The sequence below is a fragment of the Bacillus sp. EB600 genome, from assembly GCF_024494385.1.
GTDB lineage: Bacteria > Bacillota > Bacilli > Bacillales > Cytobacillaceae > JAEVLT01.
The window spans coordinates 19,446-37,914 of the sequence record NZ_JAEVLT010000041.1 but is presented as its reverse complement, the minus strand read 5'-3'; the positions used below and the strand labels follow the sequence as shown (position 1 = coordinate 37,914).

General features: G+C 37.7%; 17 protein-coding genes and 2 tRNA genes. 12 read left to right on the top strand and 7 right to left on the bottom strand.

Annotated features, from left to right (window positions below; genetic code table 11):
• Positions 1–3 precede the first annotated feature (3 nt).
• A tRNA-Ser gene (locus tag JN080_RS24490) sits at positions 4–93 on the top strand.
• A 9-nt stretch (positions 94–102) separates the two neighbouring features.
• Positions 103–176: transfer RNA gene (locus JN080_RS24485), tRNA-Arg, on the top strand.
• A 412-nt stretch (positions 177–588) separates the two neighbouring features.
• Here the strand turns inward: JN080_RS24485 and JN080_RS30020 are convergent.
• The gene (locus tag JN080_RS30020) at positions 589–714 is read right to left on the bottom strand and encodes a TetR/AcrR family transcriptional regulator (RefSeq protein ID WP_375141759.1); all 126 of its coding nucleotides are present in this window, start codon (positions 712–714) and stop codon (positions 589–591) included.
• A gap of 333 nt (positions 715–1,047) precedes the next feature.
• On the opposite strand from JN080_RS30020, the gene JN080_RS24480 reads away from it, so the two are divergent.
• Positions 1,048–2,364, top strand: coding sequence for an ATP-binding protein (locus tag JN080_RS24480; protein WP_256238591.1), 1,317 nt, complete (start codon positions 1,048–1,050; stop codon positions 2,362–2,364).
• Between the two features lie 355 nt (positions 2,365–2,719).
• On the opposite strand, the gene JN080_RS24475 is transcribed toward JN080_RS24480, so the two are convergent.
• The 3 genes from JN080_RS24475 to JN080_RS24465 all read right to left on the bottom strand — a co-directional run bounded on the left by JN080_RS24475 (position 2,720) and on the right by JN080_RS24465 (position 5,743).
• Complete coding sequence (locus JN080_RS24475) at positions 2,720–3,259, bottom strand: DUF2062 domain-containing protein (protein ID WP_256238590.1); 540 nt, start codon at positions 3,257–3,259, stop codon at positions 2,720–2,722.
• Positions 3,260–3,454: 195 nt separating this feature from the next.
• A complete protein-coding gene (locus tag JN080_RS24470; RefSeq protein ID WP_256238589.1) occupies positions 3,455–4,276 on the bottom strand; it encodes a COG4705 family protein in 822 nt (273 codons plus the stop codon).
• Between the two features lie 237 nt (positions 4,277–4,513).
• Entirely contained in the window at positions 4,514–5,743 is a 1,230-nt protein-coding gene (locus JN080_RS24465; protein WP_256238588.1) for a COG4705 family protein, read from the bottom strand.
• Between the two features lie 742 nt (positions 5,744–6,485).
• On the opposite strand from JN080_RS24465, the gene JN080_RS24460 reads away from it, so the two are divergent.
• The 3 genes from JN080_RS24460 (at position 6,486) to JN080_RS24450 (ending at position 8,484) form a co-directional block, all read left to right on the top strand.
• Positions 6,486–7,208, top strand: coding sequence for a YjjG family noncanonical pyrimidine nucleotidase (locus JN080_RS24460; protein ID WP_256238593.1), 723 nt, complete (start codon positions 6,486–6,488; stop codon positions 7,206–7,208).
• A gap of 102 nt (positions 7,209–7,310) precedes the next feature.
• Positions 7,311–7,799, top strand: a complete 489-nt coding sequence (locus JN080_RS24455) for a GNAT family N-acetyltransferase (RefSeq protein WP_256238587.1) — start codon at positions 7,311–7,313, stop codon at positions 7,797–7,799.
• A 376-nt stretch (positions 7,800–8,175) separates the two neighbouring features.
• Positions 8,176–8,484, top strand: a complete 309-nt coding sequence (locus tag JN080_RS24450) for a hypothetical protein (RefSeq protein ID WP_256238586.1) — start codon at positions 8,176–8,178, stop codon at positions 8,482–8,484.
• Positions 8,485–8,612: 128 nt separating this feature from the next.
• Here JN080_RS24450 and JN080_RS24445 read toward each other — a convergent pair whose 3' ends face one another.
• Positions 8,613–9,665 (bottom strand): pyruvate kinase, encoded by a 1,053-nt coding sequence (locus JN080_RS24445; RefSeq protein WP_256238585.1) that lies wholly within the window; start codon positions 9,663–9,665, stop codon positions 8,613–8,615.
• A 309-nt stretch (positions 9,666–9,974) separates the two neighbouring features.
• On the opposite strand from JN080_RS24445, the gene JN080_RS24440 reads away from it, so the two are divergent.
• Complete coding sequence (locus JN080_RS24440) at positions 9,975–10,526, top strand: TetR/AcrR family transcriptional regulator (RefSeq protein WP_256238592.1); 552 nt, start codon at positions 9,975–9,977, stop codon at positions 10,524–10,526.
• An 87-nt stretch (positions 10,527–10,613) separates the two neighbouring features.
• Positions 10,614–12,947 carry a YhgE/Pip domain-containing protein gene (locus JN080_RS24435; RefSeq protein ID WP_256238584.1) on the top strand — a complete coding sequence of 778 codons (2,334 nt, stop codon included), beginning with the start codon at positions 10,614–10,616 and terminating at the stop codon, positions 12,945–12,947.
• A gap of 144 nt (positions 12,948–13,091) precedes the next feature.
• Here the strand turns inward: JN080_RS24435 and JN080_RS24430 are convergent, their stop codons facing one another.
• Positions 13,092–13,382, bottom strand: coding sequence for a hypothetical protein (locus tag JN080_RS24430; RefSeq protein WP_256238583.1), 291 nt, complete (start codon positions 13,380–13,382; stop codon positions 13,092–13,094).
• Between the two features lie 196 nt (positions 13,383–13,578).
• Positions 13,579–13,833 (bottom strand): alpha/beta-type small acid-soluble spore protein, encoded by a 255-nt coding sequence (locus JN080_RS24425; RefSeq protein WP_256238582.1) that lies wholly within the window; start codon positions 13,831–13,833, stop codon positions 13,579–13,581.
• Between the two features lie 129 nt (positions 13,834–13,962).
• On the opposite strand from JN080_RS24425, the gene JN080_RS24420 reads away from it, so the two are divergent.
• From JN080_RS24420 to JN080_RS24405, 4 genes are all read left to right on the top strand, one after another.
• Positions 13,963–14,418, top strand: coding sequence for a DinB family protein (locus JN080_RS24420; protein ID WP_256238581.1), 456 nt, complete (start codon positions 13,963–13,965; stop codon positions 14,416–14,418).
• 233 nt (positions 14,419–14,651) lie between these two features.
• Positions 14,652–15,857 (top strand): MFS transporter, encoded by a 1,206-nt coding sequence (locus JN080_RS24415; RefSeq protein ID WP_256238580.1) that lies wholly within the window; start codon positions 14,652–14,654, stop codon positions 15,855–15,857.
• Positions 15,858–15,884: 27 nt separating this feature from the next.
• On the top strand, positions 15,885–16,385 hold the full coding sequence (locus tag JN080_RS24410) for a methylated-DNA--[protein]-cysteine S-methyltransferase (RefSeq protein ID WP_256238579.1): 501 nt from the start codon (positions 15,885–15,887) through the stop codon (positions 16,383–16,385).
• Positions 16,386–16,625: 240 nt separating this feature from the next.
• The gene (locus JN080_RS24405) at positions 16,626–18,449 is read left to right on the top strand and encodes an APC family permease (protein ID WP_256238578.1); all 1,824 of its coding nucleotides are present in this window, start codon (positions 16,626–16,628) and stop codon (positions 18,447–18,449) included.
• Positions 18,450–18,469: the final 20 nt, after the last annotated feature.

The window sequence follows — 18,469 nt, the reverse complement described above, 5'->3', positions numbered from 1 at the left end:
AATGCAGAAGTACTCAAGTGGCTGAAGAGGCGCCCCTGCTAAGGGTGTAGGTCGGGTGACCGGCGCGAGAGTACAAATCTCTCCTTCTCTGCCTATTATGATGCGCCTTTAGCTCAGCTGGATAGAGCATACGCCTTCTAAGCGTACGGTCAGAGGTTCGAATCCTCTAAGGCGCGTAAATGTGAAAACGGTTTGATAATATGATGAAAAATAAGTGTTACCACTACAATTGCCATCAATAAGTATATCACCTCAACCAATCTTTCATAAGAATCCTTATCTTTAATCAAATAGATAATCCCTATTAATTTACATAAAAAACATCCTATCTGAATAAAATTTTCTTATTTTATCCATAAAAACTTTTCCTTTCTACTTGCCAAACAAACGGGCAAAAAATCCCTTTTTCTTTTCTTCCTGGGCTGCAGTTTATGTTAATGGAAGTTTAAATTGAAATTGGACTTATAATTTGAACAAATGGATAATTAACCTCAGAGTTTTAAAGATTGCAAGTGATTAATAACTAAGGAGTGCTTTCTTTAAAGAGTGGGCTACCAATGAATTAACTGGTGGTCTTTTTTTGTGGAGTCAGGAAAAAACGAATGTAACGTAAAGGTTGTTAGGCCACCCAAGATAGATGGTTGCTTTTCCGACACCCGCACGAGCTGCAATGGCTTCAATGGTCAAAGTTGAATACCCAGATTCCTCTAGCAAATCAAATGGTTGCGTTAAGTTTTGAAATTGACAAAACCGTAAAAAATTATATGTTACGAGTAGCCCGTAGCTTTCTTGTTAACCTTGGTTGTGCATTTATAGCGGTTGGATTGTGGAAACAAGACGCCCCAACTAACAAAAAGAAGGATTAGAGAAACATTTGCTAAACTTTCGTGTACAAGGGTTTACTAGAGTGTGTCATGGAGATTCCGAGTATGCTCATAAAAGATGTCCTTTTTTTCAATGCCATATTCAAGTATAATTTACAAGAAATGAATAGTGCCAAACTTTATTATTTGATTCAATAGATAATTTGCTGGGAGAAGACTATTAATGACACCTGTTTTTATCAACCATCATGTTTTAGATAACCTATTTTATATTTTAGTTAGTATTTTCATGTTTTTCGTTTTATTTGATAATGTAAAAAAGTTTAAAAATCATAAAAACTTGTTGTTTACAGTATCCATTAGTCTGCCGATAGTCCTTTGCATGAAGTTTCCCATTTATATTGATCAATATTGCGTACATGATTTAAGGCAAATTCCTCTATTTATCGGGACACTTTACGGCGGATGGGCGGCAGGGGCTGCATTGTTGATTATTTCTTTATCCACCCGATTTGCCATTTACGGCTTTAACTCCATCACACTGGTAGTTTATCTAGTTCTTTATTTAGCAACGGCCCTATTTTCCACAAAGTTTAAGCGAATGAATAAAAAGTCCAAACTTATGACATCTGCTTTATTAATTTTTGTACTGGAGCTTCTTACTACAGAAATTGCACTAAAAATGTCCGACTATTTCAAAGTAACAGAGGCTTACATTTTCTATTTTATTATGATTCCTCCTGTTGCCATGTTTTTTCTGGTGTATTTCATTGAAGTTTTAATGGATACCATTCATATCAGATCAAATATTGTTAAAATCGAAAAAATGGACGTTGTCAGTCAGCTTGCGGCCAGTATTTCACATGAGGTCCGGAATCCTTTAACGGTTGTAAAAGGGTTTATCAAGCTGCTAAAGACTCCTGATTTATCCCAGAATGACAAGGAGCGCTATATTCAGCATGTCTTAAGAGAACTAAATACTGCCGAATCGATTATAAGTGATTATTTAGCCTTTGCAAAACCGGCAATCGAGAAAGTCGAACCAATTTTAATAGATAATGAAATTAAAAGTTTAATTGAAGTTATAAAGCCTTTCGCTAACATGAACGCCGTTAAGGTAGCTAATCAGCTTGCCTCTGGAATGGTTCTGGGAAATACAAATTATTTCCGGCAATGTATATTGAATCTAATGAAAAATGCGATTGAGGCAATGGAAAACGGAGGCGAACTTAAGGTCCTATCATTAACAGATAAAAATCATGTAATCATTAAAATCAGTGACAATGGCATCGGCATGAGCAAAGAACAAATCAATCGGTATGGTGAACCATATTACAGCAACAAAGAAAAAGGGACTGGACTTGGGTCAATGGTTGTATTGAAAACAGTCCAAACCATGAACGGAAAGCTTGATATCGAAAGTGTCCCAAGTGATGGAACAACCATAATGATCACACTTCCGCTGCATAATCCGGACCCGGTCTATGTAAAAGAACAGACTGACAGCCGGGTAAAGTTGAAAACCAGTAATTATATTTAGACAAATATTTTTGTGCTATGACTAGATCCTGTTTGGATCCCAATTATTTCTGTTATTCCTGACGTGTAAATGGTGCTTATCTTGAATAAGATTTAAGTAATGATCTTAACAATCTGGCGCAATTCTGCAGCAAGAATTGTGTTTTTTTTATGTTAGGGCCTGATTGTTGAAAATCAGGTAAAAAGCTTGGTTTTTTTATTGAACATATTAATAACCTCCGTAAAAAATTGTTATTATCTTTTACTTATTAAGGAAGATTATTCAAATTAAACTAAACTGCCAGTTCGTCTGCATTTTTTTTGTGAGCAAATGAAACTCTGAATGTAACGTAAATTATAAAGAGTTACATTCAGTTTTATGCGCTTAATTCTTTCATTTTTGCTCTTTTCTTAGCACGTCGGTTAGTTGAAGTTTGGTAGCTGAAGTAAACAATCCAGTAGGAAACAATGCCTAATATAATTCCAAGTATCAACATTCCAATTAACACATGGATGCCACCTAATAGAAGGTCTTGTAAACCATTAAAATTTTCGTGCAATAAATCACTTAAAGAAAAATGAACACGGTGATTGTTTAATGCTGATTTACCTGGGTGAATCGTTTTTCCAATGATTCGAGCAAGAGGTAATAAAAGAACAGGCAGACAGGAAATCTTTCCGATGAGATTACCTATAACAGCAGCAGGCAAAGAACCTTTTGCTAAACGGACAATCGGAATAAATAAAATATAGATAAGAGAAGCGGTTGAAATGACGAGCATCTCTAAACCAAATCCGATGGAAAAGCCTATAGAAACTTTTTTTGCGCCTCCTGGAGAACGGAGAAGCTTGATGAAATTAAGTTTTAATTTTCTACCTAACTTTTGAAAGAAATTGTAGTTCTTATTTTGATTCATTTTACACCCCAATATAAAAAGTAAATGCATTTCCTATTTTTCTTTAATTCAACTGACATATTGATTGATAGATTAATATAAAATAAATATGCTTATTAAACCTAACAGTTGCTCAATAATTGGAGCTGTTACATCTCTAAAGAAAAATGCCTATCAAATATAAGTCCTTTGATAGGCATTTTATATTTGGTTGATTTAAGACTCACGTTCAATATTAAGCATATTTGATTTCTCGATAACTTTATTGGTTTTTTCTTGAACATCCTTACGAGTTGTTGATAAATACCCAACAAGGATGACAATGAAAATTGCCAAAATCACACTTACTATTCCAGTTCCATTTCCTAATCCACTAGCACTAGGATCCTTACCAAACCAATCCGCGAACGATGCACCTAATGGGCGAGTTAAAATATAAGCAATCCAAAACATTGCAATTTCATTCGCACCGAACAACCAATAACATAATCCAGGTATCGCAAACAAAATGACAAACATGATCCCGGAGGCTAAAAATCCCATATGAAATGTTTCAGCAGTCAAATCTCCTGTTGATGTACCCATCGCAAATGTTGCGAGTACGGTTGCCCAATAAAATAGTTCACGACGTTTTGTATGAATGCTGTGAATGGACAATGTGTTTTCCGTTTTAAACCACAACCAAAAAATGATGATTAAAGCAATGAAAAAAGCTACTGCGGATAACCAATATGGAATGAGAAGAACAATATGTGCCACATCCGCCGCCATTGTTCCAAAAATACTTACCATACAGATCGTTAACCAATAAACCCACGGTATATAACGTTTAACTTTAAATTGCAGGATTAATGCTACAATAAATCCTAATGTGCCTAATATAACAGCAAGATATTGATTAATATGAAAAACGAGATAGTCTGATGCTGCTTCCCCCATTGCTGTTGATAATAGCTTGATTATCCAGAAAAAGATTGTGATTTCGGGGACTTTTATGAGTAATTGTTTTGTGCTTTTCGCGTAAATCTCTTTATTCATATCTAATAACTCCTCCATGAAGGTTCATAATCATTTCCTATTTTTTGTTTGTTTTTCTTTCATTCATTTATTTAATGTTTTTACCAAATAAAAAGACGAATGTCAGACAGAAAAAGTTTAAGGGAATTTATTACATTTTAGTTATCATACATAGAGGTTTTTCATAACCATATGAAAAACCTCTATGTATGGTCCTGTCTTTAAAAAAGGAACCGCATTTGCGATTCCGAAGAACTTTTATTTGTTTGCTCCATTTATGACACTAAGTGAATTGGAAAGTGCAGCTTTGGACTTGCTGACATTAGGACTGGAAGAACGAACTGCTGATAATACAACATCAATCGTACCATCGATTTTTGTCCATGTTGTGCCATCTATTTTTCTAAGTTTAGCTTCGGATGTATCCCATTGATGTTCCAAATTGTCAGCCCCTTTTTTCGCCGACGTAAAGTTATTTGAATTTACATCTTTTAGCATATCATTTTCAATAGTAACAAAATCAGTTAATTGTCCTGCTAATGTCGTTTGTGAAGCAGTAGATTGTAATGCTATGTTATTGCTTCGCCAATTGTAAGTGCCTACGCCAGCAACTAAGAAAATACATAGTACCACAATGGTTTGCACCAGAACATTCTTCTTGTTCGTTTCTACCGTTTCACTTTTTGCATTTGTATCAATTTTTGTAACAGCAAGAAAAACGATGATCGCTAAAATAGCTGCAAGAAAGATGATACTTGTAATAGTTGTTCCCAATCCTAACGCACCATTAGCTTTTGGTTGTGATAAGTAATCTCCGAGTGACGCACCGAGTGGACGGGTAAGAATATACACAATCCAAAACGCTAATACTTCATCGAGTTTCAATTTCCATCCCATAAATACAAACACAATGATCACAATGACTGATAATCCCGTTTTAAGATAGCCAAAACCAAGTTGTTCGGAAAATAAATCCCCGACCGCTGTACCAAGTGCGAAGGTGAAAAGAATAGTAAGCCAATAGAAAACTTCTCTTTTTCTTGTATAAATCGAGTGGATCGAGAGTGTTTTTTCACGAAGAAACCAAAAAAGAAAGGTTAATCCTAGCAACACGGAGAAAACGACTGTACTAACCTCAAGAGGCACTCCCATATTGTCAGTCAAATTATCTGTTACTAACGTTCCAAATACACTTATAAGAACAACTGTTATCCAATAAATGCCAGGAATATATTTTGTTGCTCGGAATTGAAGAAATAATACGATGAAAAACGCGATTCCCATAATGACGGTAGTGAGAGTTAATCCAAGCCCAAGATTGAAATTTATAAAATCTGCAAATGTTTCTCCGACAGTGGTACATAAAATTTTGATGATCCAAAAGAAAATCGTAACCTGTGGCACCTTGTTAAGTAAATGTTTCAACTTATCCTGGTTCGATTGCAGACCATTATTTGCCTTTTTCGTTTCTGCTACATTTTGCGTCAAAAAAAAAGCACCTCCAAATTTAGTGTTTTTATGCTAAAGCAATTATAAAGAAAGGTTCTTAAATGTTTATTTTGAGCCTCTTAATAATTGATTAAATTTTTATTAAATTCATGCCACAAAAGAAAAAATAGACTGGGTTTATGAAGTTTGGGATCAAATGATAGATTGACTTACCAATCCCGAGAGCTAAACCATACACTTTACATTCTATTAACATATTTTTTGCTGAATAAGTTGGGTAATGAGGCGAAGATAAAAACGGTAAAGTGAGAAGTAATACATACGTCCATTACAGTAAGGGATGAGTTTATGTACAATCAAATTGAAAAAATGGGAAGTAAATATCATTCAATTCAAACAAATTTGTGGGTTCATCACGATCTATTTAGTCCTGGGTGGTGGAGTATCGCTATCCTAAAATGTTTTATTTTCTATCTTTGTTCATCCTTTTAATTGACCGCTATAGAATCCTTTTAATTTCACTGGCTATTATGGTGGCTTTTACTATAGTCGGTCTTGCTAATGAAGTTGGTTCTTATTTTAACTTTTGGAGTTATCCTCACCAATTTATAGTTTTCACTCATCGATTTAATGCAGTTGATTTTGCTTTGGTCACAATTATTATGTCATTGATTTATCGATTTTTAGTAAATGGAAGGTATACTTCATTGTGAATAACATTATGGAAGCGAAAAAGAACTATAATAATAGTATTGAAAGTATTAAAATGGAGAGATACGTTTTGAAAAAATACGAGACTTTATTATTTGATGTAGATGACACATTATTAGATTTTGGTACAGCAGAAAACGCAGCGTTGCGATTGCTTTTTCAGGATCAAAAAATTCCCTTTAGCACTGAACTCGAAGCACATTATAAATTGGTAAATCATCGCCTTTGGGAATCCTTTGAAGAGGGAAAATTAGCTCGTGATGAGGTAGTGAATACAAGGTTTTCGATTTTATTTAAGGAGTACGGTCAAGAGGTAGATGGAGTTTTACTAGAAAAAAAATATCGTAGCTATCTAGAAGAAGGGCATCAACTAGTTAGTGGTGCTTTTGAATTGATCACAGAACTGCAAAAAAACTATGACTTATATATAGTTACGAATGGCATTTCCAAAACTCAGGATAAACGCTTGCGAAATTCAGGATTATATCCGCTATTTAAAGACATTTTTGTTTCAGATGACACAGGCTTTCAAAAGCCAATGAGGGAGTTTTTTGATTATGTCTTTGCACGAATTCCTAATTTCTCTGTAGAAAAAGGATTAATTATCGGAGATTCCTTAAGCTCGGATATTAAAGGCGGACAGCAGGCCGGGCTAGACACATGTTGGTTCAATCCTGAAATGAAGCCCAATGACTCTAAAATTGTTCCAACCTTTCAAATAAAAAGGCTTGATGAACTGTATCGGATTTTACACGTCAAAAGAGACCGATTAGCCAGTGCTGTTTCCGAATAATGCAGTAATGTCGAAAAATTACGAGCACTTTCAATTCATTACTGACTTTTACAAAATGGTTGAGCGCAAGAATATGGCTCAATTTTCGGGGGAATGATGGATTTGTTGGATATACGAAATGTGAAAATGGAGGATTTACCTGAACTTGTCCTCATAGAAAATCTTTGCTTTACAATAGAAGAGGCTGCAACAAAAGAAGCGTTTGAAAAGCGAATTCAACTCATTTCTGATAGTTTTTTTGTGGCTGAAGTGGATGGCGCGGTCACCGGCCTAGTCAACGGACCAGTTATTGAAACACCATTCATTACAGATGATTTGTTTAGTGACATAAAGGAAAATCCAGCCGCTGGAGGCCATCAAAGTATTTTAGGATTAGCGGTGTCACCAAACTATCAAAAACGCGGCGTGGCATCAGCATTACTTGCACATTTGGAAAAAGAAGCAAGCGCGAAAAAACGTGAGACGCTTACGCTCACTTGTAAAGAAAACTTAATTCATTTTTATGAAAACTATGGATTCATTAATTGCGGTGTTTCCAACTCTGAGCATGGTGGAGTCATTTGGTACAACATGAGTAAAAAATTGCAGTGAGTCATTCTATACTTCTATTAATATTAAATGATGGTATTAACTTTTTGTAATTCGAAGGTCCAATGATAAACTCATTGGGCTTTTTTGAGTTAGTAATTAAGGTTTAGTAATCAAACGTTTGTTTATAAAGTATCTGAATTAAGATAAAAAGCAAAACAATAATACGTTACCAGAACAAGTAGGAATAATTGACGAGAAGAAGAAAAGGAAAGAATTAAAAAGACTGAATAACTTTAAAATTTAACTAAATTATGATGAAAATTTTTAATGGACTGTTAATTACTGTAAAGAATTTGCCATTCGTATTCTACATTTCAAGGATTCTTGTAAGATGGGAATGTACCATCTTTTAAAAATTTCAAGGAGGAATGCGAGAATGAAAGGTTTAAAAAAATGGTGTTTAATTGTAATGGCAGCTCTGACGTTGGTAGGAGTAGCCTCGGGCTGCAGTGATAATGAGAAAAAAACGAATGCTGACACAGAGCAAAATCAGGACAACGGTTCTAACGAATCTCAAAGCAGTGGTCAATCCCAGAATAACGGATCCGATCAAACTAAAGACAACGGTCAATCCCAGAATAACGGATCCGATCAAACTAAAGACAGCGGTCAATCCCAGAATAATGGATCAGATCAGTCTCAAGACAATGGTTCTAATCCAGATTCCCAAAAATCAGGACAGTAATTTTAAAATCATAATCCGGGATGGATAGTTTTAGATTACTAAAAAATAAGCAGAAGGGCTGTTTTGTAAACGAGCTCTTCTGCTTACTAGGTTAAGTATCAAATAATAAGAAGAATGTGTTAGCTAGGTTAAAGTTTATTGCTAATTAAATTTACAACATCCTCAAAATCAAAGGGTTCTTCCTGTCTCATTTTTTCAGCAAACTGTGAAACAAGTGTAAGTGTTTCAACACTTTCAATCGGATGATCACCAGCAGCACTTTCAGCGGAGAGCATCACCGCATTTGCTCCGTCAAGGACAGCTTGAAAAACATCGGTTACTTCTGCTCTCGTTGGAAGGGAACTTTCAACCATGGATTGCAGCATTTGCGTGGCAACAATTACGTATGTATGGGTTCTATTGCACTCATGAATCATTGCCTTCTGCAGCAATGGAATCCAATGGTAGGGTACTTCTACACCTAAGTCACCCCTTGCAATCATGATCCCGTCCGCTTCCTGACAAATAGCTGGAAAGTTAGTGAGTGCTTCGATTGTTTCAATTTTTGCAATCAGCTTTGGGATTTGAGTGGAGCGCTCCTTAATATAATCGCGTATTTCCGTTATATGGGATGGCTTCCGGACAAACGAACAGGCTAGATAATCCACCTTTTCCGCTAACAGAAATTCAATATCCTCTTTATCCTTCTCCGTTATGGCTGGTAAGTGAATTTCTGTACCCGGCACATTAACACCTTTATGGGAGGAGATCGGACCCTCAACTTTTACAATTGTTTGGATTTTCTCTTGATCAGATTTCCCCACACTCAATTCTACTTGTCCATCGTTTATGAGAATCTGGCTTCCTTCCTTAACATCTTTGGCTAAATTTGAATAGTCGACAGATGCTCCTTCACAATTCCCTTTAACAGGTTGCATGTACAGTGTAAATGTGTCTCCCTTTTTAAGAATGACCTCGTTATCCTCGATCTCACCTAATCTTATTTTAGGTCCTTGAAGGTCACCTACTATTCTAATGGAGTCCTCAATGGAACCTGCTAATTGAATTATTTCTTTATGGCTATCATGTGTACCATGAGACATGTTTAGGCGAATGATATTCATGCCGTTTGATATTAGTCTTGACAAGGTGTCGGAGCGGCTGCTTGCTGGGCCAATTGTACAAACTCGATCGATGCTCATCTTTCTCATCCTTTCGATTCCAGAATCTCTTTTCAAGGAGGTTGGCGGCTTCAAACTACCAAAGCTGGACAAACTAAAAATATATATATGCTATTGTCCCTAGTTATCGCCTAAAAATCCGATTCAAAAATAAAAAATCAATTTAGTGCTCTATTTTTGGTAAAAAGGATTTTCCGTTTTCTATCATGACTGAGGGTTTAGGATTAAAATGATTGTACGATGAAGTCAAATGTGGTATATTATCCATTGTTAAACTGACTGAAAAACTAAAATAGTCATTAGGGGGAAAGAGTAGTGGATCGACGCGGGATGATTGTAGAGGCTGCAACAAAATCCTTTTCGTTATTTGGCTATAAGGCGACAACCATGGATCAAGTTGCGAAGCTTGCCAATGTAGGAAAGGGGACAATTTATACCTTTTTTAAAAATAAAGAAGAACTATTTAACGAGATTATTTCTTCATTGGTTAAGGAAATGATTGCCGAAGCAGAGGCTGTCATTGACCCGGAGTTACCGTTTGCTGAGAATGTTCATCGTGCCCTTTATCGTTTATTGGAATTTCGTTCCCAGCATCAATTGATGATTAAGTTGATCCAAGAAGAAACAGAAATGGGGACCCATGCTGTTTCAGAAATGCTGGAGCATGTGGAACAAGAAATAATTGAATATCTAAAGCAAAAAATTGATATTGCAACTGCAAAAGGGGCAATACATCCAACAAACTCAGAGCTTACAAGTTTTTTGCTGTTAAAATTGTATATTTCACTTGTTTCAGATTGGGAACAGAATCACGAGCCTTTAAGTTCTGAGGAAATAGCAAACATAATGAAAATCTTTTTAATGAAAGGATTATCAAGTTGATGATTCTTCTTTTTTGAAAAAATATGACTAAATGGGGAAAATGGTCAATTAAATTATTGTCTTTCCAACCAGAGAGGAGATAAGAAGATGGAGATCGTTACAGCATTGAAAAATGAACTATTAGCAATCCTCTATAATCGTAAACTTCTCATTGCGATTATCGGGGTGATGACCATTCCCCTATTATATAGCGGAACATACCTTTGGGCGTTTTGGGATCCTTACGGCCATCTGGATCGACTTCCAGTGGCAGTAGTAAACAATGACCAAGGTGCCGTCTATAATGGGACAAACTTAGCGATTGGCAAAGATTTAGTGGAAAAGTTAAAAGAAAAGAAAGGCTTTCATTGGCAATTTGTAAGTAAAAAAGAAGCAGTGAAAGGCATGAAGAATCAAGATTATTATTTAAAGGTTGAGATTCCAAAGGATTTTTCCAAAAATGCGGCGACATTACAAAGTGAGAAGCCGAAAAAATTAACGCTCGTTTATACCGCAAATGAAGGCTATAACTACCTTTCCTCCAAGATTGGTGATTCAGCAATTGAAAAGATAAAAGAGGAGGTTTCTAGCACTGTTACGAAAACATACGCCGAATCCATGCTGAAAAAAAGTAAGGATGTGGCAGCTGGCTTAACAAAGGCAAGTTATGGTGCAGGGGAACTTAACAACGGGATCAATTCAGCAAAAACAGGCGTTAACGATTTAGAAGCAGGTTTTGAATCAGCAAAAGGTGGAACAGTGGGCTTGGTCAATGGAAGCTCTCAAGTAGATTCCGGTGCAAAAAAGCTTAAGGAAAAATTACAAATGCTTGCGGCGAAATCAGTTGCCTTTTCAGAAGGTGCAGTGTCAGCATCAGCAGGCTCTAAACAGCTCCAAGCAGGATTAAATCAATTTGGGGCAGGCTTAGGTCAAATGAAAAGTGGCACAGCTGACTTACTGGCTGGTGCTCAGAAATCGGAAGATGGCGCGACACGGCTTTCAAATGGGCTTGATTCTGCTGCAGGAAATATGCCGGAACTGCAAAGTGGGTCTAAACAAATTGCTGATGGAGCAGGACAGCTTTCATCATCAATGGATCAATGGAGTCAAGGTGCCGAGCAAACGAAAAGCGGGGCCGAAGAACTAAACCAAGGCTTGAAGCAAGCAGTCGATCTTGTTAGTCAAATGGCAGCTGGAACAAATGACGCTGCTCAAAAAGCGCAGCTTGAAACACTAAAAAGCAGTTTGGCGCAACTTTCCTCTGGAAGCCTGGGTGTTGCTGATGGACTTGGTCAATTATCGAATCATGCAGCTGCAATAACGCAAGCTGCAAATCAACTATCTGTAGGTGCTAATCAATTGAATTTAGGTCAGAACCAATTGGCTGGCGGTATTAATCAACTTGCAAGCGGGGCAAAGGATCTGGCAGCTGGGCAAAAGCAGCTTACAGCTGGAATCTCAACCATTGATAAAAAGATTGATTTAGCGATGAAAGGCTATAGCCAGCTTACATCTGGGCACAGCAGCTTATCTTCCGGTTTAGATCAATTGGCAGCAGGTTCTGTCCAAATGGAAGACGGAACAGATCAGCTTGCAAATGGTTCAACTCAATTGGCTGACGGTACGAATCAATTATCAGTGGGTACCAAAAAATTACAAGTGGGAATGTCCCAGCTTGCCGGCGGTTCAAGTGAATTATCAGGCGGAATAAACAAGCTGTCATTCGGTTCGAAGGAATTAGAAGATCAGCTTCAGAATGGTGCTAAGGCTACAAGTGCTATTAAAGCCAATAACAGAGTCTATGATATGTTCGCGAAGCCAGTTAATGTAAAAGATGATCGTCTAAATCATGTTCCTGATTATGGAACTGGATTTGCTCCATATTTCTTATCATTGAGCTTATTTGTAGGAGCACTTGTCCTATCTGTTATTTTTCCAATGCTCGAGCCGGCTGTGAGGCCGAAAAGCGGGTTTGGTTGGTTTACAGGTAAATTAGGGATTATTTTCGCGGTTGGACTTGGGCAGGCACTCCTTGCGGATGTTATCTTGTTACAAGTACTTGGTTTGGAGGTAAAAAGTGCTCCCTATTTTATAATGCTGAGCATTTTTACAAGTTGGACGTTCTTTGCCATCATCCAGTTCCTTGTTACTGTGCTTGATAATCCCGGCCGTTTCTTAGCTATTATTATGTTAGTATTGCAATTAACGAGCAGTTCCGGAACATACCCGATTGAATTGACACCAAACTTTTTACAAGCAATCGCGCATTTCATGCCAATGACTTATACAGTTGCCGGTTTTCGTGCGATTATTTCAACAGGGGACTTTAGCTATATGTGGATGAATATTGGATATGAATCGATTTTCTTTATCACTTTCCTGGCTGCAACACTAGTATTCTTCCTGACAAAATTCAAACGGCAGCATCAACCACAATTTTAAGACAATGAAAAGAGGATAACAAAGCGGTTATCCTCTTTTTTATCGGTACATAGAAATTTCTGGTTGTGCATGATAAATAGAAAACCTCAGAATGAATATTTTTACTATGAGCGGTTTGAGGATTAATCATGTGAGATGCTTATATTAATAAAAATAGCTTTGCTTTTCTAAAAAGTAATAATGGTTCTCTTTGGATGGGGAAGTGTTTTTGCCTTTACTTTTATCTGTTGTCTCATCCATGAGATTCAGGCACATTCCAAATCCAAAAGTAACCATTGATGCGATCATGATACCCATTCCGATAAAGGAAAGAATGAAATCAGTGTTGAAATCGCTTTCAAAAAAACTAATTAATAAGATGGCAAACCCAATGCAAATTCCAAAAAAGGTAGTTTTCTTAAAAATGTAAAGATCGTAAGTTTGTTTATCTTTCATAGTGATAACCCCCTTATACTGAATATTCTATCAATTGTCACAAAATTGTCAAATTTATTTTCCGATAAATTTCGACGAAAACTAAAAGAAGCGGAAGCGTTCGTTAAGCGAAGTACACTAGCGTTAGGCATTAGCCGACTAATAGAGCCGCCGTCATGGCGGCAACGTCGGCACTACCACGTCCTGTGCGTCGAAGCTATTTATTTTTTGTCATACTTTTCTGGGCCATTTTAACAAGCTCGCGCACCATGCTGCCGCCCAGCCGCCCGCCTACTTTGCCAGCTTCGTGTGAAGTAAGCCGTCCGTTATAACCATTCTTGAGCGGCACGCCTACTTCTTCAGCTGCCTCAAATTTTGCCTGCTCAGGACTTTGGGAATTCACAACCTTTGCTTTCAGCAGATCGAGTTCATTCCTTGCTTCTGGAACAAGGGGCTTTCTTTTTCTTGCCATTTTCATTCCTCCTTTTAAAGTATGATTTCCTAAACAGAGAAAAGGAACTCATCCAAGCCAAAAAAGTTGAAAGAAACCGGTCTTACATAATAGAATTAACCTTAACTTGGAAATTCTAGGAGGATGAAAATGAGCGAAATAATATTTAAGCAGTATAACCTGACAAGGGACAGATTCATCAAAAGAGTTCAAAACATTAATCCTGAAATCGTCGATATTCAGCCGAAAGGATTTAATAACAATATTCACTGGATGGTTGGACATGTCCTAACAGTTGCAGAACAATTTCTCTTTAGCTTTCCGGCTAATTCCGCCAACCTTCCGGCAAGCTATAAAGAGCTTTTTGGCAGCGGTACGAAACCAGATGATTGGACTAGTGATGTTCCTTCTGTTGCCGTATTAGTGGATCAGCTAACGGAGCAACTCAACCGAATTAACCAAATCCCTGCAAGCCAACTTGCAGAAAAGCTAGAAAAACCATTCCTAGGGTGTGAAACCTTTGGCGAGCTTGCGGGCTTTGGAGTTTATCACGAAGCCCTTCACCTGGGTCAAATTCAAACCTTCGTACGACTAATTGAGGCATAACAAAACAAAAACGTTTCTACCAACCGTAGAAGCGTTTTATTATACTCTGGGGTAAACAGTTTCAATAATGAGGATAAAACTTTGAATGTGAAACAATTAGTAATAAATTCAGTGTATGACACAAGTTGTTCTAAGTTATGGTAAAATACTAAAACAATGATAGTTTGTTGATCAAGAGATTTTGGGGATGATCACTGATCACTTTGATCCGAGAGAGGATGATTACCGGAAAAATGGATAAACAATTAAATAAAGTAAGTCATCAAGAAAGTAATGGCACCGATAAAATTTGGACACGAGATTTTGTTTTTATTCTCTTTGCCAACTTTTTTGTTTTTTTAGGATTTCAGATGACGTTACCTACGATTCCTCTTTTTGTTAAGCAGCTAGGCGGGAATGACCAATTGATCGGATTTGTGGTAGGAATCTTTACATTCTCAGCTTTGCTGCTTAGACCTTTTGCCGGTCATGCCCTGGAGTCAAAGGGACGTGGATTTGTTTATTTACTAGGACTTTCCATTTTTGTTGTTTCGATTGGCTCGTATGCATTTGCAATGAGCATTCTATTCCTATTTGTCATGCGTGTTGTCCAAGGGGTGGGTTGGGGTTTTTCCACAACGGCATCCGGAACAATTGCTACCGACTTAATCCCGGCAAAAAGACGGGGAGAAGGGATGGGTTACTTTGGTTTATCAGGAAACATCGCGATGGCATTCGGACCTTCGCTTGGACTTGGATTAACATCCATGTTATCCTTTACTTCCTTTTTCTTTATATGTGCTGGATGTGGGTTGGCAGCACTAATCCTTTCATCGAGAATTACATACAAAAAGGTAGAACAGAAACCAAAGAAGAAAGCAGACGAAAAATTTGATTTTTATGAGAAAACAGCCTTACAGCCTTCATTGCTTTTGCTTTTTATTACGGTTACCTTCGGTGGCATTGCTACATTCCTGCCTTTATATACCGCAGAAAAACATATAGCTGGGATCCAGTGGTATTTCTTACTATTTGCTCTTGCAGTATTAGTGACGAGATTGTTTGCAGGTAAATTATATGACAAGAGGGGGCACCAGGCGGTTGTGATCCCTGGAGCACTATTGATTTTTGCAGCCATGCTCCTGTTAGCATGGCTGCCTGATACTGCTATGTTGTGCTTAGCTGCTATTTTCTACGGCTTAGGTTTTGGAAGTGTGCAGCCGGCCTTGCAGGCATGGGCAATTGATAAAGCCCCAATGAATCGAAAAGGGATGGCAAACGCGACCTTTTTCTCCTTCTTTGATCTTGGAATTGGAATAGGAGCCATGGTTTTTGGACAAATTGCCCATCTGCTGGGATACCGAAGTATTTATTTAGCTTCGAGTCTATCTGTATTTATTTCGATGGTCCTTTATCTTTTCTTGCTCTTTAAAAATCGTACCGTTAAGTCCCAGGCTTAAAAAATGGACGAAAAGAGGGGGGATTCTATGAAAATAGGATATGGTGAATACCAGTCACCACTTGGTAAAATTCGTGTTGTTGCAGATGACACGGGGATAAAAAGAATTGAAATCTTTGAAGAGGAATGGGAAGAGTATCTGAAAAAAAATCCCGCTCTTGTTGAGGACCAAGAACTTTGTGGTCAGGCCATCTGTCAGTTAGATGAGTACTTTAATGGTAAACGAAAGGAATTTGATCTACCCCTTTCGATTGAAGGAACCGATTTTCGAAAAAAGGTATGGAAGGCTCTGCTGACGATTCCTTATGGAGAAGTGAGATGTTATGCCGATGTGGCGGAAATGATCGGGAATCCGAAATCTGTCAGAGCTGTTGGCCAAGCAAACAAAGCAAATCAATTGCCGATTATTATTCCCTGTCACAGGGTTATTGGAAAAAGAGGAGATTTAGTGGGATATGCCGGAAACCGGACATCCTTTAAAGAAAAGCTGCTTGAGGCAGAAGGCTTTTTACAGAGCTCAAAAGGTTGATTAAAAAGCTGTTTGGAGGATCCTTATTAGATCATCCAAGCAGTTTTTTGTTTTTTTCATAATGTTGTACTATCTTTGAATTTTGCTTCGACGCACAGGACGTGGCGGGTTTTAGTCGACGTTCGTTAATTCGGTCGCTTCCGCTTTTCGTATTTGTCGAAAAAAATTACTCATTTCCATTTGTTAGTTATGATAGAATCAAGCGGGTGAATTTAACTTTAAATGTGGTGGGTGAATTACATGCTCTCTACGATTAAAAGATTTTTAATCGGGCGTCCTTTGAAATCAACGGAACTTGGACATCAAAAACTAAACGTAATTAAGGCCTTAGCCGTTTTATCATCAGATGCATTGTCTTCAGTAGCTTATGGTACAGAGCAGATTCTACTAGTACTGGCTACAGTGGGGGCCATTGCATATTGGTATTCCGTTCCGATTGCCATAGGTGTATTATTCCTTCTGGCAGCACTAATTTTATCTTATCGACAAATTATTTTCTCTTATCCTCATGGGGGCGGAGCCTATGTTGTTTCTAAGGAAAACCTGGGTGTAAATGCAGGATTAATTGCTGGCGGTTCCTTATTGGTGGATTACATTTTAACAGTTGCTGTAAGTGTTTCAGCAGGTACGGATGCGCTTACTTCTGCCTTTCCAAGCCTCCATCCTCATACTGTTATCATTGGAGTTATATTGGTGGTATGTATTACAATTTTAAATCTGCGCGGGCTCACGGAGTCGGCTACCATCCTGGCCTATCCAGTTTATTTGTTTGTTATTGCACTTGTTGTCCTCATTTGTGTAGGAATCTATAAAATCCTTACGGGCAATGTTTCAGCACCGATGTCTGCATCAATCGGCACACCCGTTTCAGGAATTACCTTATTTCTACTGTTAAGAGCTTTTGCATCAGGTTGTTCGGCACTAACTGGGGTTGAAGCAATTTCGAATGCAATTCCTAATTTTAAGGACCCTGCACCACGTAACGCTGCCAAAACGTTAATTCTGATGGGATCCTTATTAGCTATCCTATTTTCAGGTATTACCTTTTTAGCCTACTATTACGGGATATCGCCTAAACCGGACGAAACAGTTGTCTCACAAATTGCCGAGACAACGTTTGGCCGAAACTATCTGTATTTCTTTGTCCAAGGAACAACGGCTCTTATTTTGGTGCTTGCAGCCAATACTGGGTTTTCAGCATTTCCGTTACTAGCCTTTAACCTTGCCAGTGACAAATATATGCCAAGAATGTTTACTATAAGAGGAGACCGTCTGGGATACTCAAATGGAATTGTTTCCCTTGGTTTTGCTTCGATCCTATTAATTATTGCCTTTCATGGGCAAACAGAGCACTTAATTCCACTTTACGCAGTCGGGGTCTTTATCCCATTCACGTTATCCCAAACCGGAATGATAAGGAAATGGGTGCGTGAACGGCCTGCCGGGTGGGTTGGCAAATTAACAGCCAATCTAATTGGGGCCTTGATCACGCTGACAGTATTAATGATTTTGTTTATAACGAAGTTTACTCAAGTTTGGTTTGTTTTTATCTTTTTGCCAGTAATGGTATATATTTTTCACAGGGTAAATCAACACTATGAGGCAGTTGGAGAACAGTTAAGGATCTATCCAGACTCACCAGCTCCTCCAATTGAAGGGAATGTCATTATTGTTCCTGTTGCGGGGATTACGAAAGTGGTTGAAAACTCGATTAATTACGCAAAGTCATTAACGGATCAAATTTTTGCTGTTTATGTTTCGTTTGATCGTGAGGATGAAAAGCGCTTTGCAGAAAAATGGCAAAAGTGGCAGCCGAATGTCCGTCTCGTCACATTGCACTCACATTACCGCAGTGTTCTGCACCCGTTATCGAAGTTTATTGATACGGTTGAACATAAAGCTCGCGAGAACAATTATCGGGTGACCGTTTTGATTCCACAATTTATTACGAAAAAAAGTTGGCATAATATTCTACACAATCAATCAAGCTTTTTAATACGTACGTACCTTCTTTTTAAAAAGAACGTTATTATCTCAACATTGCCATATCATTTTAAAAAATAAAAGCGGAAGCGCCTGTTAGA

Excerpts from the sequence above, each read along its gene's own strand:
- JN080_RS24430 (WP_256238583.1), bottom strand. The coding sequence starts at position 13,382 with ATGAAAGATAAACAAACTTACGATCTTTACATTTTTAAGAAAACTACC.
- JN080_RS24420 (WP_256238581.1), top strand. The coding sequence starts at position 13,963 with ATGAGCGAAATAATATTTAAGCAGTATAACCTGACAAGGGACAGATTC.
- JN080_RS24480 (WP_256238591.1), top strand. The coding sequence starts at position 1,048 with ATGACACCTGTTTTTATCAACCATCATGTTTTAGATAACCTATTTTAT.
- JN080_RS24440 (WP_256238592.1), top strand. The coding sequence starts at position 9,975 with ATGATTGTAGAGGCTGCAACAAAATCCTTTTCGTTATTTGGCTATAAG.
- JN080_RS24410 (WP_256238579.1), top strand. The coding sequence starts at position 15,885 with ATGAAAATAGGATATGGTGAATACCAGTCACCACTTGGTAAAATTCGT.
- JN080_RS24445 (WP_256238585.1), bottom strand. The coding sequence starts at position 9,665 with ATGAGCATCGATCGAGTTTGTACAATTGGCCCAGCAAGCAGCCGCTCC.
- JN080_RS24425 (WP_256238582.1), bottom strand. The coding sequence starts at position 13,833 with ATGGCAAGAAAAAGAAAGCCCCTTGTTCCAGAAGCAAGGAATGAACTC.
- JN080_RS24435 (WP_256238584.1), top strand. The coding sequence starts at position 10,614 with ATGGAGATCGTTACAGCATTGAAAAATGAACTATTAGCAATCCTCTAT.
- JN080_RS24405 (WP_256238578.1), top strand. The coding sequence starts at position 16,626 with ATGCTCTCTACGATTAAAAGATTTTTAATCGGGCGTCCTTTGAAATCA.
- JN080_RS24475 (WP_256238590.1), bottom strand. The coding sequence starts at position 3,259 with ATGAATCAAAATAAGAACTACAATTTCTTTCAAAAGTTAGGTAGAAAA.
- JN080_RS24450 (WP_256238586.1), top strand. The coding sequence starts at position 8,176 with ATGAAAGGTTTAAAAAAATGGTGTTTAATTGTAATGGCAGCTCTGACG.
- JN080_RS24415 (WP_256238580.1), top strand. The coding sequence starts at position 14,652 with ATGGATAAACAATTAAATAAAGTAAGTCATCAAGAAAGTAATGGCACC.
- JN080_RS24470 (WP_256238589.1), bottom strand. The coding sequence starts at position 4,276 with ATGAATAAAGAGATTTACGCGAAAAGCACAAAACAATTACTCATAAAA.